The sequence below is a fragment of the Pseudomonas sp. PNPG3 genome (genome assembly GCF_023093815.1).
GTDB lineage: Bacteria > Pseudomonadota > Gammaproteobacteria > Pseudomonadales > Pseudomonadaceae > Aquipseudomonas > Aquipseudomonas asiatica.
This window is the reverse complement of the sequence record NZ_JALLKV010000001.1, coordinates 186,587-201,717: the sequence shown is the minus strand read 5'-3', so window position 1 is coordinate 201,717 and position 15,131 is coordinate 186,587. Positions and strand designations below refer to the sequence as shown.

Below are 15,131 nucleotides of genomic sequence, written 5' to 3'. Positions count from 1 at the left end.
TGGGTAGCCGGGTCAGGCGATCAACAAGTAGTCTTCGACCTTGCTCACGCCCGGCACCGCCCAGGCGGCGCGCTCGACCAACTCCCGTTCGCGAAGCAAATGCACCTTGCCTTCCAGCCTGACCACACCACCGTTGACGGTGACGCGAATGCCTTCGGCCTGAATCTCGGCGCTGCGCTTGAGTGCCTGTTCGATGTGGTGGCGAATATCGCTGGCATCGGCCCGCGCCTTCAAAGTGATGCGGTTCTGCACGCTGATCACGCCCGACAGACGCCACACCGCCTGTTCGATCACTTCCTTCTGGTATTGCCAGTCCAGTTCGCCTTCCAAGGTCACCGTGCCTTTGTGAACGGTGACCTTGATGCCCTCGACATTGGCATCCGAGCTCCAGGCGATGATCTTCAGGGCACGGCTGGCAATGGTATCGTCGGCGGTGCCTTCGAGTTTGTTCAGCCGGACTTCGATTTCCTCGGCCAGCCCACGCACGCCTTTCATGGCTTTTACGGTGCGCTCGGCACTGATCTTCTGGGCATAACTGCTGACATGGCCTGACAGTGTGACCACACCGTCCTGCACCGTCACACCGATGCTGGCGGCATTGATGTCAGGTTGAAACGCCAACTCTTCGAGCACCAGGTCGCGCAAATCAAGGTCGTTCATGATGGTCTCCGCTATCCATTGGAAAGGTGGGCTGAGATGTTCTCAGCCCATGTTTCTACCCCCCAGCGGTATTACGTGATTGACAAAGGTCAAAACCGGCGCGCTATCGCACGCTGGGCGAGATTGATAAATGTCAGGCTGCGCTGAGTGGCGATGCCGATACTGAGGGTGTCTTGGGCATGCGCGAGGGCACCAACATGCAACGCTATCTGCTTGCCGGATTGTCCAGTCTGCTGCTGGCATCGGCTTCGGGCTGTACCCCTTGGCACGCTGAAGAATACGACGCGCGCCTGGAGTCGGCCGAGAACAACGCGGCTACCGCCCGTTTGCGGGCCGACCAGGTGTGCTACCGCATCGACCTGGTCGAGCAGACCGCCAACGAGGCACTGCGCAGAGCGACCCAGGCCCAGGAACAGGTCCAACAGTTGCTGCAGCAGGCCAAGCGTAAGTGACCGCCATGTCACGTCGATGGCTGGACCCAAGCCTGTTGCTGGTCTGCGTCCTGGCCTTGCTGCTCGGAGGGCTGGCCTATGCGGCGCAGCAGCCGACCTGGGCTGCGCTGATCTGGGCCGCCGGCAGCGCGATCATGGCAGCGGTGCTGGCGGTGGAAATGGCCCGGCGCCTGGCCAGGCGTGAGGCGGGTATTGACCTGATCGCGCTGATGTCGATTGGCGCGGCCCTGGCCCTTGAGCAGATGCTGGTAGGCGCCGTGGTTGCGCTGATGCTTGCCTCGGGCCGTACATTGGAGACTCTCAGCTTGCGTCACGCCGAGCGCGAGTTGCGGGCACTGATCGACCGGGCCCCTCAGCGGGCCTGGATTCAAGAGCAGGATGGTTTGCGTGAGGTACCGGTGGACGAAGTCCGCGCTGGGCAGAGTGTACTGGTGCGCCTGGGTGAGATCGTGCCGGTGGACGGGTGGTTGCAATCCGAGCAGGCGACCCTGGACGAAGCTGCGCTGACTGGCGAATCGTTACCGGTTACCCGCCATGCCGGTGAGCCGGTGGCCAGTGGTGTGACCAACTCCGGTGCGCCGCTGCTGTTGCTGGCCACGCATACCGCGGCGCAAAGCACTTACGCTGGCATCGTGAAGCTGGCCGAAGCGGCACGTCAGTCACGGGCACCTTTCATGCGCCTGGCCGACCGCTATGCGCTGGCGCTGATCCCGCTGACATTGCTCATTGCTGCGCTGGCGTGGTGGGCCAGTGGCGATGTGCAGCGAGTGCTTGCCGTGCTTGTGGTCGCCACGCCTTGCCCGCTGATACTGGCGGTGCCAATTGCCATCATCTCGGGTATTTCGAGGGCTGCACGGCGCAACATACTCGTGCGTGACGGCGAGGTGCTTGAAGCCCTGGCAGGCATCCGCCAGGTGTTCCTCGACAAGACCGGTACCTTGACCAGTGGTCATGCCCAGTTGCAGTCGATCGAACTGAAGGGGCAAGGCGCGCCGTTGCAGATGCTGCAGTTGGCCGCTTCGTTAGCCCAGTCATCGACCCATCCGATTGCCCAGGCCATCGTTCATGCTGCCCGCCTGCGCAACCTGACGCTGACCGCGCCCGAGCAGGTGCAGGAAAGCCCCGGCCAGGGGCTTGCCGGGATCGTTCAAGGCAAGGCTGTACGCTTGGGCGCCCTGGCCTATGTGCAGAACGAGAAGGACGATGGCCAGTGGGCACAGGCACGTTTGCAGCAACTGGACTACCTGGCCAACAGCGGCAGTTTCGTGGCGGTTGACGGTGAGTTGAAAGCGGTACTGCGGCTGGCCGATGACCTGCGCCGGGAAACCCCCCAGACACTGCGCCGCCTGCGGGCGCGCGGGATCGAAAAGGTCGTCATGCTCACCGGTGACCGCCCGGAAACGGCGGAAATGGTTGCGCTGGCGGCGGGTATCGATGAGCTTCGCTCGGGGCTCTCGCCAGTCGACAAGATTCGCCTGGTGCAGGACGGCTGCCGCATGGCGCCCTCGCTGATGGTCGGCGATGGCATCAACGATGCGCCAGCATTGGCGGCGGCCGATGTCGGGGTTGCCATGGGCGCTTCTGGCGTCACGGCCTCTGCCCAGGCGGCCGGTGTGGTGTTGCTGATCGATCGTCTCGATCGATTGGTCGATGCCTTGGATATCGCCCGGTACGCCGTGTACATCGCCCGTCAGGGGGTATGGGTGGGCATGAGCCTGTCGTTGCTGGCCATGCTGGTTGCTGCCGCCGGCTACCTGCCCGCGTTGCTGGGGGCGGTGTTGCAGGAAGGTATCGACCTGTTGATCATCGTCAACGCCTTGCGTGCGCTGGGCCCCTTGACGGCCGGACGACGCAGCGGGCTTGCCGTCGAGGACCTGGATCGGTTGCAGGATGAGCATCGGCAACTCGACGGGTTGCTGACGGAGCTGAGCCAGATGGCCTGCGATTTCGCCAAACGTCCCATCGAGCAGGCGCGGGACGACCTGGGCAAACTGGTCACCGGCCTGCATGACCTTCTGGAACGCCACGAGCGCGATGACGAGCGTCGTTTGTATCCGCTGCTGAGCCGCTTCATGCAGGGCGAAGATCCGCTCTCGGCGATGAGCCATACCCACCGGGAAATCTTCCGCCTCATCCATCTTCTTTCCTGCATGAGCCAGGATTTCAACCGGGCGGCAGCGAGCCCGAGCCCTGACGACATCCAGCACCAGCTGATACGCCTGGACACCTTGGCCAAGTTGCATTTCGACCAGGAAGAAGCCCTGTACCGGTACCTGGATCAACGCTGAGCGCGGCGTTCAGCGCCCTGTAGGGTTGATAAAAATCAAGCACCCAACACGGTGCAGCGGGATGCTGGCAGCAGTTGTTCTCTGCCCTGGCCTGAACGGGAGGCAATACCATGCCCCACAGCAAAATCCTGTTTCGCTCCGCAGCGCGGGAGAAAATCCTCAGTGGTGCCACCCAGCTCGCCGATGCCGTGCGCGTTACGCTAGGGCCCAAATCGAAATCGGTACTGATGCAAAGCAGTTGGGGTAAACCGACTGTCTGCAACGATGGCGTGACCATCGCCAAACGCGTCTTTCTGCAGGATCCGGAGGAAAACCTCGGCGCACAGATGCTGCGCCAGGCGGCCGAGCGCACTGGTGAAGCGGTGGGTGATGGCACCAGTACCGCAACTGTGCTCGCTCACGCGATCCTGGCCGACGGCGTGCGCAACGTGGTGGCCGGAGCCAGTGCCATCGATCTCAAGCGAGGCCTGGACAAGGGCTTGGCGCTGGTCATCAAATCGTTGCTGGCGCAGTCACGACAGGTCTGCACTGCCAAGGAAAAAGCACAAGTGGCGACGTTGTCAGCGCACAACGATCCGTTGATTGGCCAGTTGGTCGCCGATGCCCTGGAAAAGGTTGGCGTGGAAGGTGTGGTCAGCATCGAGGAATCCAAGACCACCGAAACCAAGGTCGAGATCATGGATGGCATGCGCTTCGACCGAGGCTATGTGTCGCCTTACTTCGTCACCGACACCGAGAAGATGCAGGTCGAACTGACCGATGCCTGTGTCTTGCTATGCGATCACAAGATCGGCGCACTCAACGATCTGCTACCCCTGCTGGAACAGGTGGCGAAAAGCGGTCAGCCGCTGGTGGTTATTGCCGAGGACATCGACGGCGAGGCCCTGACCACGCTGGTAGTCAACCAGATCCGCGGCGTACTGCGCGCGGTGGCGGTGAAGGCTCCTGGGTATGGCGACCGGCGCAAGGAAATACTTCAGGACATCGCGGTGCTCACGGGGGCGACCCTGGTGTCGGCAGAGCTTGGCGTCACGCTCGATCAGTTGCAGCTGTCCCAGCTTGGCCAAGTGCACCGTGCGGTGGTGTTGAAGGACAGCACCGCGTTGATTGGAGGCAGTGGCACGCAGCAAGCGGTGGCTACCCGCGTTGCGCATATCCGCGCCCAGATCGAGGCCAGCACCAGCGATTATGATCGGGAAAAACTGCACGAACGCCTGGCCAGGCTTGCCGGCGGTGTGGCAGTGATACGTGTCGGGGCACCCTCCGAGGCGGAGATGAAAGCGCGCAAGGACGCATTGGACGATGCCCTGGCCGCCACCCGTGCAGCCATCGCCGAAGGCATCGTGCCTGGCGCCGGCCTGGCTTTGCTGAAGACTGTGTCGGTGTTGCTCGCTGAAGAGGAGAACAGCGAAGGCGATATGCGTACGGGCCTGCAGATACTGCGCCGTGCGCTGGAGGCCCCGGCGCGGATGATTGCCGATAATTCCGCGGTGGACGCGGGTGTGGTGGTGGCACGCATGCTCGCCGAAACGGGCAGTATCGGGTTCGACGCGGCGGCCAACACCTATGTCGACCTGTACGAGGCCGGCATCATCGACCCCACCAAAGTGGTGCGCATCGCCCTCGAGAATGCTGTTTCCGTCGCCAGCATCCTGCTGCTGACCGAGGCAACCATGACCGATATCCCGGAAAAACCAGCACCTTTGATGCAACCCCCAATCCCTGAGTGATCAGGCGAACCGATCATTGGAGGCTACCATGAGCCACTATCAACGCCTGTTGCTGATCCTGCGCCCGGCATTGTGCCAGTCCTGTGCCTTGGAACAGGCTGCCGCCCTGGCCAGGTCAAGTTCGGCAAGCCTGCACATAGTGGGTTTGCTGGAGTCGCTGGACAAGCTCAGGTTCCTGGAGACAGGTGACCCTCGGAGCGAGCGGCAGGCTTACCTGCAATCCCAGCAAGACCAGCTCGAGGCTCAGGCCAAGGTGCTACGAGCCTCGGGTGTGCAAGTGACGACGGAAGTCGCCTGGAGCAGCGATTTGCAGGCGGATATTCTCGAACATGCCCTGGAGATGCAGCCGGATGTACTGCTCAAGCAGGTCGAGCACGAGCCGGTGCTCAAGCGGGCCTTCTTTACCCCGTTGGACTGGCAGTTGCTGCGCCATTGCCCGATCCCGGTCTACCTGTTGGGCGCCGCCAGGCCGGCCTTGCCTCGCCAGATCGTCGCGGCGGTGGACGTGGCCGATCAATCACCCGAGGGCCAGGCGCGCAATAACAGCATCGTCCAGCAGGCCAATGCGCTGGCCTTGCAGACCGGCGCGCAACTGGACCTGCTGTTCGCCTGTGACCTGACCATGGCCTACATGGGCGACATGGGATATGGCGCCTGGGCTATTGGCGACGTCGGCGAGTCCTTGCGCCACGCCCTGGAGGACGATTTCAAGGCGCTGGCCGACCGCTACGGTGCGCCGGCCGAACGCAGGCACTTCCTGCTGGGCCGCCCGGTCGCGGTGCTGAGTGAATATGTCGAGACCCACCCGGTGGACGTCATCGTCATGGGCAGGCCGCTTGCCCGTGGGCTGGACCGACTGTTCGGCAGCACCACGGAGCATGTGTTGTACCAGATACCCTGCAATATCCTGGCGGTGTAGGGCGATGTCTGGGGTTCATGCTCCCCAGCCCCGGCGGTTGGCAAGCAACTCGGCGACCAGGGCGCTGGTATCGACGATATCCAGCCGCTGCAGGCATCGCACGGGCAGGCGAAAGGGCGCGATGCTGTCGGCCACCAGTACCCGTTCGAATACCCCGCTGTCGAATAGCTCGCCACCAGTGGTGAACAGGCCATGGGTGGCAGCGGCCAGCATGCGGCTGGCTCCGGCCTGTCGGCAGGCCTGGGCTGCGCGCAGCAGCGTCTGCCCCGTGCTGATCAGGTCGTCGAACACGATGACAGTGCTACCTGCCACGTCACCCACCAGGTGTTCACCGCTCAGGCCCGCCTGCTGGCGGTGCTTTTCCATCATGGCCACAGATACCGGGCGCCCGAGCAGGTCCGCCAGAACCTGGCGAAACTGCTCGGCGCGTTTGATGCCGCCAATATCCGGCGACACGACCGTGACTGTCTGCTCACCGAGCAGCGGGGCCAAGTGTTGGGCGAACAGCTCGGTGCATTGCAGGTTCCAGCTCGGGATTCGGTAGGCGTTGTCGAAGGCGCTGGGGTTGTGTACGTCCAGCGCCACCACGCGGTCGACACCGATGCTTTCCATCAGGCAAGCCACATGGCGGGTGATGGTCGCATCCTGAAACTCCACCTTGCGGTCCTTGCGGCCATAACACAGGTAAGGCGTGATTGCTGTCACCTGGCTGGCACCGGCGTCCTTGAGCGCACCACAGAAGAACAGCAACCGGCACAGCTTGTCGTGTGCGCTGTGGTGCGCGTCGCCATAGAGCGAGTGAAAGACGATGACCGATCGACCGTCGACCGATTCGCCAGGCCAGCATTTGTGTTCTCCGTCCTCGTAGTCACGCTCTTCATGTGCTGACAGTGTCCACCCCAGGCGTTGCGCCACGGCATTCCCATAGGCCTGGCTGCCTCGCAGGGCGAACAGTAACGGCGGTGTGTCATTCATGCCCTGCGCTCCATTGGTCGTACATAGCAACATAAGCTGAGTTGGACTGTGGGGTTTGACGTTTATCAAGTCGAGCATAGCCAGCAGGCGGACACTGGGCAGGTCAGAGCATGCCAAGGCCTGCGCACCTATACCCTGCACGGAGAGTACGCCAATGGACAAATACCAGAAAAGCCACAAGGACAAACTGTTCAAGCCACACCCGTTCGACCCCTATGCCACGCCGCTTCGTTCTGGCGGCAGCGCGCGTTGTCCGCAATGTGGCGTTGTCTACCACGGAGGGGAGTGGCACGCCTATGGGGCGATGGGGCCTGGGCCGGTGGATTCGATTGTCTGCCCCGCATGCCGACGTATCGAGGACCGTGCCGCTGCCGGACAAGTGCGGGTGTCGGGCCGTTTTCTGGCAGCGCACGAAGAGGAGATTCGCAAACTCATGCATAACGTGGAGCAACAGGAAAGGCAAAGGCATGTTCTTGAGCGCTTGATAGCCATCGAGTACCAGCAGGATCAACTGGTAGCAACCACCACTGGTACCCACCTGGCCAACCGCATCGGTCATGAGCTGGAGGCCGCCTACGATGGAACTTGCAGCTACCGTTACAGCGACAGCGATGTGTACTTGAGTATCGACTGGCATCGCGACTGAGGTCAGTTCGCCTGGTTTCACTCCAGGGAGAAGGTGAAACCAGGCAGGTGATCGTTCAACCGTGGATCGCCAGAATGCTGGAGTGAACCTTGTACAGGGTTTGCTCTGTAGTACTGCCAACGACCTTGCTCACCCCCTCGTGGTAGAGCGTACCCATCACTACCACATCGAAGCCATGCTTGTTCGCGTAGTCGCTGACCACGTTACGGGCAGCGCCTCGCACCAGGTGCAGATGATCTGGCTTGATGCCGTAGCGGCCGCCGAACGTCGCCATGCGCTCGCGCGCGCGACCAGATATTTCCTCTACCAGCTTGTCAGTCCAGGCCACGGGTGCGGCGGCATAGGCAACGAAGCTGGTGCTGGGTTCATAGGCCTGCAGCAGGTGCAGTTGCGCCTTGCATCGCTGTGCCAGTGCCTGTGCCGATTGCAGGATGTGGTCGTTGAGCCTGTCGATCACCGGGTCGTGCTCGACAAGATCCACGGCGACAAGGATGCGCGCTGGCAGCTTGGTTTCAGCCTGGGCCACCAGGTGCATCGGGATCGGGCAACGGCGCAGCAGTTGCCAGTCCAAGGGGGTGAGCAGGGCACGGCTCAAGGCGGTTTCGTGCCTGATGTCCTTGATCACCATCTCCACCCGGTGCAGTTGGGCCAGCCGGATCAAGTCCTTGAGCGGGTCTTCATCGTCCAGTGTCTCGGCGTAGGCGGTAATGCCCAGTTCGCCCAGCGCCTTCACCTGGTCGGCGAGCCAAGCCTTGCGGTGCTCGGCGTCCTGCTTGCGGGCATTGCTGCGCAGCACCTGGTCCAGGGTGGCCAGGCGTGAGGGCAGTTGACTGAGCACCACCAGGTGCAAGGTGGCGCCTGTCGTACTGGCCAGCGCCTGAGCACGCGTCAGGGCAGGCGAGGGGTGCAGGTCTGGATGGCAGATCAGTAGCAGTCGCGAGTAAGCGTTCATGATGGCCTCCACGGCGATGGCAGCCTCGATGAAGGCCCACCGGTACAGGCCAAGGGTGACGCACTGGGGCTTGATGGCCTTGATATTTATCAAGATTGGCTGAGCGGCAGCTTCGATAATGACAGCGGTGCGGCACCCCATATTCGCGCCAGGAGGTGGCTGATGAGCCCGTACCGCCGGATTCTTCTGGTCATGACCAAGGTCCAGGCCCATGCCGCGATGCATCGGGCCATGGCATTGGCTCGAGCGTCAGGTGCCTTGTTGCACGTACTGGGCATCCACGCCACCACTGAGCCTGGCCTGCCCGAGCCAGGGCAGCAAGCTTCACAACCTTCAGCCGCGTTCGCGCACTTCAGTGCCGGGCTAAAGGCTTTGCTCGACGAGCAGGCGCCCGCAGGGTTGCACACCACCTTCGAAGCGCTGGAAAGCTCCATGGCGCGTGACCTCGTACCGGCGTGCATTGCACGCTTTGCGCCTGACTTGGTGATCAAGGGGCTACCCGCCAGTCCGGTACCTGGCCTGAACGACAAATCCTCGGTTGACCATGTGTTGCTGCATACCAGTAAGGTGCCATTGCTGCTCGTGCCTGCCGAGGCCAGGGCCATGCCCGCGAACATACTGGTGGCCGTGGATGTGGCCAAGGCCGACCTTGCGCAGCAAGCGCTGAACCATGCGCTGGTGGAGGCAGGCCGGCAACTGGCGAGCCCATGCAACGGCCAGGTCCATCTGCTGTCGGTCTACGATCTACCGTTGGCCATGCTGGCCAATCCCGACCTGGCAGCGCCATGGGCGGAGCAAGTGCGCGAGTCACTCCAGCTACCATTCGATGAACTGGCCGATATCCATGGCATTCCCTATGCGCAGCGCCACTTTATCGAAGGTGCGCCGCTGCGCGTCATTCAGTCTCTCGTCCCCACGCTGAAGATCGATGTGGTGGTGGTCGGCGTGGTGCAGCCCAGACGTTGGGCCAAGCTGATCGGCGATACTACCGAACGGCTCGTCAATCATGCCCCGTGCAGCGTTCTGGCAGTCAGGCCCCCGTCAGCCGATTGATTCAGGCGGTATCGCCGGCTCGGCCGTGGCGAATCACTTCCACGCTGAAATCCGCTTCGAAAGGCGGCACATGACATTCGACGATGTCCTGCTCGGCGACTTGCAGGTGTATGCCCACGATGTGTGCATGCACGGGTTGGCGGCAGGCGTGACGGTCAACGAGCACCGCGCTGAGTACCCGTCGCGCCCCAATCTCAGCCAGGTAAGCGCAGGTGCGCAGCAGGGAGTGCCCTTCGTACAGCACGTCATCGACCACCAGCAAGGTGGTTTCGGCCAGATTCAGTTTGGCCAGCTCAGGGTTCTCGGTGAGCTGCGTATGGGCATGCAGGAGGCTGAGGTCGTCGGCGTAGCGCTTGACCTTGATCGGGTAGAGCGGCAGTGGCGCGGCACTTCCGGTCAGTTGCTGCAAGTGCAGTTGCAAGCGCCGCGCCAAAGGCTCACCTCGGCGTTGAATTCCCACCAGTACCAGGGGCTGCGCAGGCATCAGCGCCAGGGCCTGATACGCCATTGTACGCAGCACGCTATCGAGATCTTGTTCGTCATACAGGCGAACGCGTGAGGGAGCGGGGCGGTTCATGATTCTTGTCCGTAGCCGGCCAATGGTCATTGGCAAATTACGCTGCCACCGCCAATTGGACTTGATAAAAGCCAAGCACAGGTCAGTTCCATGACAATGCTTGCGGTCGATGTCGAGGGCATTGGGGCTGGCACCGCCCGATGCGCAGCGGTCTTGCAGGTTAATTACTTCAACTGTTGACCTAAGATAACTTCTGCCGCCTTTGGGATCGCCGCGCCACGGACGCAGTGGTAGCGTTTTTATACAGTCGTGTCGATCACGGTGGGTTGTCATGTATCAGAATCTGGCTGTCCTGGCTGCCTTGCTGGTGCTTTACGCCAACCTGGCCGGCGCGCTCGAATCCAGACCCGTCAACGGGCCCCTGTTGTTCCTGCTGGCGGGCCTGGTGGCCGGCCCGGCCGGGCTCGGGTTACTGAACCTTTCCCTGGACCGCCATGATCTTCGGCTACTGGCCGAGCTTACCCTGGCGATCGTGTTGTTCAGCGATGCTGCCCATGCTGATCTGGCTCAGTTACGCCGCAACCGGAGCCTGCCGCTGCGCCTGCTGGCGATCGGCTTGCCGCTGACCCTGGTCGCCGGTTGGCTAGCTGCGTGGCTGATGTTTCCACGCATGCCCTGGCTGGAAATGGCCCTGTTGTCGACAATCCTGGCCCCCACCGATGCCGCCCTTGGCAAGGCAGTGGTGACCAACCCCCTCGTGCCAGCCAGCGTGCGTGAAAGCCTGAATGTCGAAAGCGGGTTGAACGATGGCATTTGCGTGCCGGTGCTGCTCTTGTTGCTGGCATTGTTGATGGAGAGCCGCTCGACGATGCCTTTTGCCCTGGGGGGATACTTCTTGTTTGAGGAGTTGGGTATCGGCGCACTGACGGGGGCTGTGCTGGCGCTGATGGTGGGAGGGTTGTTGCGTCTTTCGCAGCGCCGCTGCCTGCAGGTGGAGTCTTGGCAACAACTGGTAATGCCCGCCCTGGCGTTGCTGAGTTTCGCCAGTGCCCAGGCAATGGGCGGAAGCGGTTTCATCGCGGCATTCTGCGCAGGATTGCTTACGGGGTACCTGTTCAATCGGGAAACGCAACTGCTGCTCAAGACCGGCGAATCCTGCGGTGAAGCGCTTTCGCTGCTGACCTGGGTGGTGTTCGGTGCCTACGTTGCGCCCAAGGCCTCGCAAATCCTGTCGCCCTCGGTATGGTTCTACGCGCTGCTGAGCCTGTCGCTGGTGCGTATGGTGCCTGTCTGGGTCAGCCTTGCCGGGAGCGAACTGACTGCCGATAGCCGTCTGTTCATTGGCTGGTTCGGGCCGCGTGGTCTAGCGTCTATCGTTTTCGCTGTGCTGGTACTCGATGCACGGTTGCAAGAGGGCAGCACGATCATCGCCACGACTATCGCTTGCGTCGTGCTCAGCGTGGTATTGCACGGCATAAGCGCTGCACCTGGGGCCCGTCGGTTGGGACGCAGCGTTGGAAAGTGACGATCGGTTCTTCGACAGGCTTTCGCGGAGGTTGCCGCCATGCGTGAAAAAGCAAAGAAAATGGGCCTGGTCGGACTGACGACACTGGTCACGGTAAACATGATGGGGTCCGGCATCATCATGCTGCCGGCGAGCATGGCGCAGATCGGCGCTGTCTCGCTGTTGTCCTGGGTGATCACGGCCATAGGCTCGATGGCTATCGCCTACTGTTTCGCGCAATGCGGCATCTACTGCACGCAATCGGGTGGCATGTCTGCCTACAGTGAACAAGCCCATGGCAAGTCTGCTTTCTTTCTGTGCTCCTACCTTTACTTTCTGTCACTGATGATTGGCAACGTGGCCATCGCCATTTCCGCCGTGGGCTACCTCACGCCTTTCATTCCCTGGCTTGGCAGTGGCGGCGGGCCGCTACTGGCAGGAGCGGTGATGTTGATCTGGTTTACCACCTTGTCCAACCTGGGTGGCGCCGAGGTTACCGGTCGTATTGGCGCGGTCAGCGTGTGGGGTGTCATCGTCCCGGTTGCCGGCTTGAGCTTGATCGGCTGGTACTGGTTCAGCCTCGCAACCTTCCAGGACGCCTGGAATCCAGGTCAAATGCCGGTGGCTCAGGCCATAACCAACAGCATTCCACTGACCTTGTGGGCGTTCCTGGGTATGGAATCAGCTGCGCAGAACTCCGACGCGGTGGAAAATCCGAAGCGCAATGTGCCTCTGGCATGCTTGCTCGGCACCCTTGGCGCGGCCGTGATCTATATCCTCTCGACCAGTGTCATCCAGGGCATCGTGCCGAATCCGGAGCTTGCCAACGCCAGCGCGCCCTTCGCCATGGTCTATGCACAGATGTTCAACGACTCCGTCGGCAACGTGATCATGGCATTGGCGGTGATCGCTTGCGTCGGTTCGTTGCTTGGCTGGCAGTTCACCTTGGCTGAAACCGCCAGGGTCACCGCCGGGCAGGGGCTTTTCCCAACGCTGTTTACACGCACCACGGCCCGTGGCGTGCCACTGGCGGGCATGCTGACCTGCGCGGTGCTGCAGAGCCTCATTGCCCTGTCGACGCTCTCGCCCAATGCCAGCGCCCAGTTCAGCAAACTGGTGAACCTGGCTGCCGTGACCAACATCATCCCCTACATCACCTCGCTGACCGGGCTGTTGGTGATCATGTACAAGGCCCAGGTACAGGCAGCCATTTTTCGCCGTAACAGCGCAATCATGGTGGTCGCGGTTTGCTATTGCTTCTACGCACTGTACGCCTCGGGCCTGGAAGCCGTATTCGGTGCGGCACTGATCATGGCGCTGGGTTACCTGCTGTTCGGCTTCATTGCCAAACGTTTCGTCAAGGCGCTGGACATGATCGGAGGTGCGCCATGAAGCGCGGATCGAAAGTGACCGGTTGGTGTCTTTTCAGTTTGCTGTCGTGCGCGTCAGCGGACAGCACCGTCGCCGCTGCCGACACGTTGGGCCGGTTACGCCAGGAGCAGGTGCTGAACCTCGGATTCATGGAGGGGTTCGCACCCTTCTCATCAGGCAGCGATCAGGCTCCGGAGGGGTATTCCATCGACCTTTGCCAAGCAGTCGTCGCACGTATTCGGGAATTGCCAGGGCTCGCTGGCTTGCAGGTGCGCTGGCACTCACTGGCAGAGCCAGAGGCTGTTCGGGCCGTGGGCAACGGGCAGGTCGACCTGCTGTGTACACCGATGGTGGAAACCAAAACCAGACGAGGCACGTTGGATTTTTCCATTCCGGTGTTTACCTCCGGCCTCGCGGCTTTGGTCAGGCGCGATGCACCTGCCAGCTTGCTCAGCCCCCTCAGCGGTAGCACGGACAATACCGGCCCGCGCTGGCGCGCGACGATCAATGCAGGGCTGAGCAAGCACAGTTTCGCCGTATTGCGTGGCACCTTGAGCAGCCGCTGGGCCCATGAGCGGATCCGCCAGCTTGGCTTGCAATCCACGCTCGAGGAAGTGTCGACGTACGAGGAGGGGGTGCAACGGGTGGCCGACCGCAAGGTCGACGCGTTCCTCGGAGACAGGGTGGTCCTGCTGGCCCACCAGGCCCGGCAAGCCGAACGCGACCAGCTGTGGGTTCCGGATCACCTGTTCGTCATGAGCCGGGTGGCGTTGTCGATGCCAAGGGGAGATGTTGATTTTCGCTTGTTGGTGGATACCGCCTTGAGCCAGGCCCTCTCGGGCCCGCAAGGTGAGGCGCTGTTCGTTCGCTACCTAGGTCCACAGTCCGCACAGGACCGCTTGCTGCAAAGCCTGTATCCGCTGCCGGACTAGTTGGCGGGGATGGTGATGACTGGTGTTTCCGGCGCGACGCCGGTTTCGGCAAGGGACAAGAGCACAAGGATGAACAGAAACTCGGACTTGGACCTCAGGTCGCGATCGTCTATCCAGAACCAGTGATCGCGATAGCGCACGGCCGTATAGGCATTATCTGGCTTGTGCTCGCTTGAGAAGATACGCACCAGTGGCGCGTCCCACTCGCTGGAAACCACAGGAAGGGCAGGCGCGGGGTTTGCCCGCCCTTCTTGCACATGGATGGGCGGGCGTCGATGGTGGCGGCAATTTCCGAGAAGATCTCCGACATCGAGCGCGTCAGCAAGGCCACTTCGGAATCGTTCCGCTGCACCGAGCCGAAAGTGAGGTGCAGTACCTCCGCATCGGGTCGAAGGTGCAGCGACTGACGCACCAGCTGGCGGTCTTTTTCGACGATCTCCGACCTGGTGTCGGCAATCAGCAGCAGCTCACTGTCAGCCCCAGCACGTTGACTGATCCGCATACCCAGCTTTTCCGAACGCTGAATCCGCCGAAGTGCATCCAGCACCGCATAGAACTCGGGGTCTGCTGAACGTAGCCGAGACGGGGAGGTAGACCTGTTGTACAAGCCGTTTGCAGCACGCGTGGTCAGGTGCAGCACGCGATCGACCGGATAGCCCGCCTGAATCAGCGAGAATATCGCCGCTGGCGAAAGCGGCGTGAGCAGATAGCGGGAAAAGCGTTCACCGGATAGCGGGGTGTAGCTGATGGTAGGGCGATCCGTATAAAGGCCGGAAGCGCCCAATGTCTGGCTGTTACCCTCGGCTGGTGAACCACTGAACCAACTTGCGGAAAGGTTTACCTGGCTTTGGATGGCCGTGGAACTGATCACCGATGACACCTCCAGATACACAGGGGCATCGGCGTAGCGCAACTTGACGATGTTCAACAGGGTCTGTTCTTTCCAGGTCGTGGCTATGACGGTCGCGTAATCGCTTCTATCGCGCTCGATAGTAGAGGGGCCGAGCGTGGAACAGGCGGTCAGCATCAGTGTGGCCGCGACGAGAGCGGTTCTGTTGAAACGGAAGGAGCTTGAATGCGCAGTGGAAACACGATTTTCATTCATCTTCTTGAATCCAGATAAATGCAGTTG

At 61.7% G+C, this 15,131-nt stretch carries 14 protein-coding genes; 9 read left to right on the top strand and 5 right to left on the bottom strand.

Annotated features, from left to right (window positions below; genetic code table 11):
• Window positions 1–12: 12 nt before the first annotated feature.
• A complete protein-coding gene (locus MJ643_RS00925) occupies window positions 13–660 on the bottom strand; it encodes a BON domain-containing protein (protein ID WP_003256842.1) in 648 nt (215 codons plus the stop codon).
• Between the two features lie 197 nt (window positions 661–857).
• Here MJ643_RS00925 and MJ643_RS00920 point away from each other — a divergent pair, with 197 nt between their 5' ends.
• The 4 genes from MJ643_RS00920 (at window position 858) to MJ643_RS00905 (ending at window position 6,049) form a co-directional block, all read left to right on the top strand.
• Entirely contained in the window at window positions 858–1,112 is a 255-nt protein-coding gene (locus MJ643_RS00920; RefSeq protein ID WP_024086880.1) for a hypothetical protein, read from the top strand.
• A 5-nt stretch (window positions 1,113–1,117) separates the two neighbouring features.
• Window positions 1,118–3,400, top strand: coding sequence for a heavy metal translocating P-type ATPase (locus MJ643_RS00915; protein ID WP_038410398.1), 2,283 nt, complete (start codon window positions 1,118–1,120; stop codon window positions 3,398–3,400).
• Window positions 3,401–3,510: 110 nt separating this feature from the next.
• Entirely contained in the window at window positions 3,511–5,130 is a 1,620-nt protein-coding gene (gene groL, locus MJ643_RS00910; protein WP_024086882.1) for a chaperonin GroEL, read from the top strand.
• Window positions 5,131–5,158: 28 nt separating this feature from the next.
• Window positions 5,159–6,049 carry a universal stress protein gene (locus tag MJ643_RS00905; RefSeq protein WP_023662712.1) on the top strand — a complete coding sequence of 297 codons (891 nt, stop codon included), beginning with the start codon at window positions 5,159–5,161 and terminating at the stop codon, window positions 6,047–6,049.
• A gap of 15 nt (window positions 6,050–6,064) precedes the next feature.
• On the opposite strand, the gene prs is transcribed toward MJ643_RS00905, so the two are convergent.
• Window positions 6,065–7,024 (bottom strand): ribose-phosphate diphosphokinase, encoded by a 960-nt coding sequence (gene prs / locus MJ643_RS00900; RefSeq protein ID WP_038409436.1) that lies wholly within the window; start codon window positions 7,022–7,024, stop codon window positions 6,065–6,067.
• 154 nt (window positions 7,025–7,178) lie between these two features.
• Between prs and MJ643_RS00895 the strand changes: the two genes are divergently transcribed.
• Window positions 7,179–7,670, top strand: a complete 492-nt coding sequence (locus MJ643_RS00895) for a BCAM0308 family protein (RefSeq protein ID WP_023662714.1) — start codon at window positions 7,179–7,181, stop codon at window positions 7,668–7,670.
• 55 nt (window positions 7,671–7,725) lie between these two features.
• Here the strand turns inward: MJ643_RS00895 and MJ643_RS00890 are convergent, their stop codons facing one another.
• The gene (locus MJ643_RS00890; protein WP_031325551.1) at window positions 7,726–8,715 is read right to left on the bottom strand and encodes a universal stress protein; all 990 of its coding nucleotides are present in this window, start codon (window positions 8,713–8,715) and stop codon (window positions 7,726–7,728) included.
• A gap of 69 nt (window positions 8,716–8,784) precedes the next feature.
• Between MJ643_RS00890 and MJ643_RS00885 the strand changes: the two genes are divergently transcribed.
• Complete coding sequence (locus tag MJ643_RS00885; RefSeq protein ID WP_023662716.1) at window positions 8,785–9,675, top strand: universal stress protein; 891 nt, start codon at window positions 8,785–8,787, stop codon at window positions 9,673–9,675.
• Window position 9,676: 1 nt separating this feature from the next.
• Here MJ643_RS00885 and MJ643_RS00880 read toward each other — a convergent pair whose 3' ends face one another.
• A complete protein-coding gene (locus MJ643_RS00880) occupies window positions 9,677–10,252 on the bottom strand; it encodes a phosphoribosyltransferase family protein (protein WP_023662717.1) in 576 nt (191 codons plus the stop codon).
• 271 nt (window positions 10,253–10,523) lie between these two features.
• Between MJ643_RS00880 and MJ643_RS00875 the strand changes: the two genes are divergently transcribed.
• From MJ643_RS00875 to MJ643_RS00865, 3 genes are read left to right on the top strand one after another with little or no spacing between them, the layout of a single operon-like run.
• Window positions 10,524–11,717, top strand: a complete 1,194-nt coding sequence (locus tag MJ643_RS00875; protein WP_023662718.1) for a cation:proton antiporter — start codon at window positions 10,524–10,526, stop codon at window positions 11,715–11,717.
• A gap of 39 nt (window positions 11,718–11,756) precedes the next feature.
• A complete protein-coding gene (gene potE, locus MJ643_RS00870; RefSeq protein WP_038409439.1) occupies window positions 11,757–13,088 on the top strand; it encodes a putrescine-ornithine antiporter in 1,332 nt (443 codons plus the stop codon).
• Entirely contained in the window at window positions 13,085–13,999 is a 915-nt protein-coding gene (locus tag MJ643_RS00865) for a transporter substrate-binding domain-containing protein (protein ID WP_023662720.1), read from the top strand. The genes potE and MJ643_RS00865 overlap by 4 nt, the downstream gene beginning before the upstream one ends.
• A 109-nt stretch (window positions 14,000–14,108) precedes the next feature.
• Here MJ643_RS00865 and MJ643_RS00860 read toward each other — a convergent pair whose 3' ends face one another.
• Window positions 14,109–15,104, bottom strand: a complete 996-nt coding sequence (locus MJ643_RS00860; RefSeq protein WP_232108990.1) for a hypothetical protein — start codon at window positions 15,102–15,104, stop codon at window positions 14,109–14,111.
• Window positions 15,105–15,131: the final 27 nt, after the last annotated feature.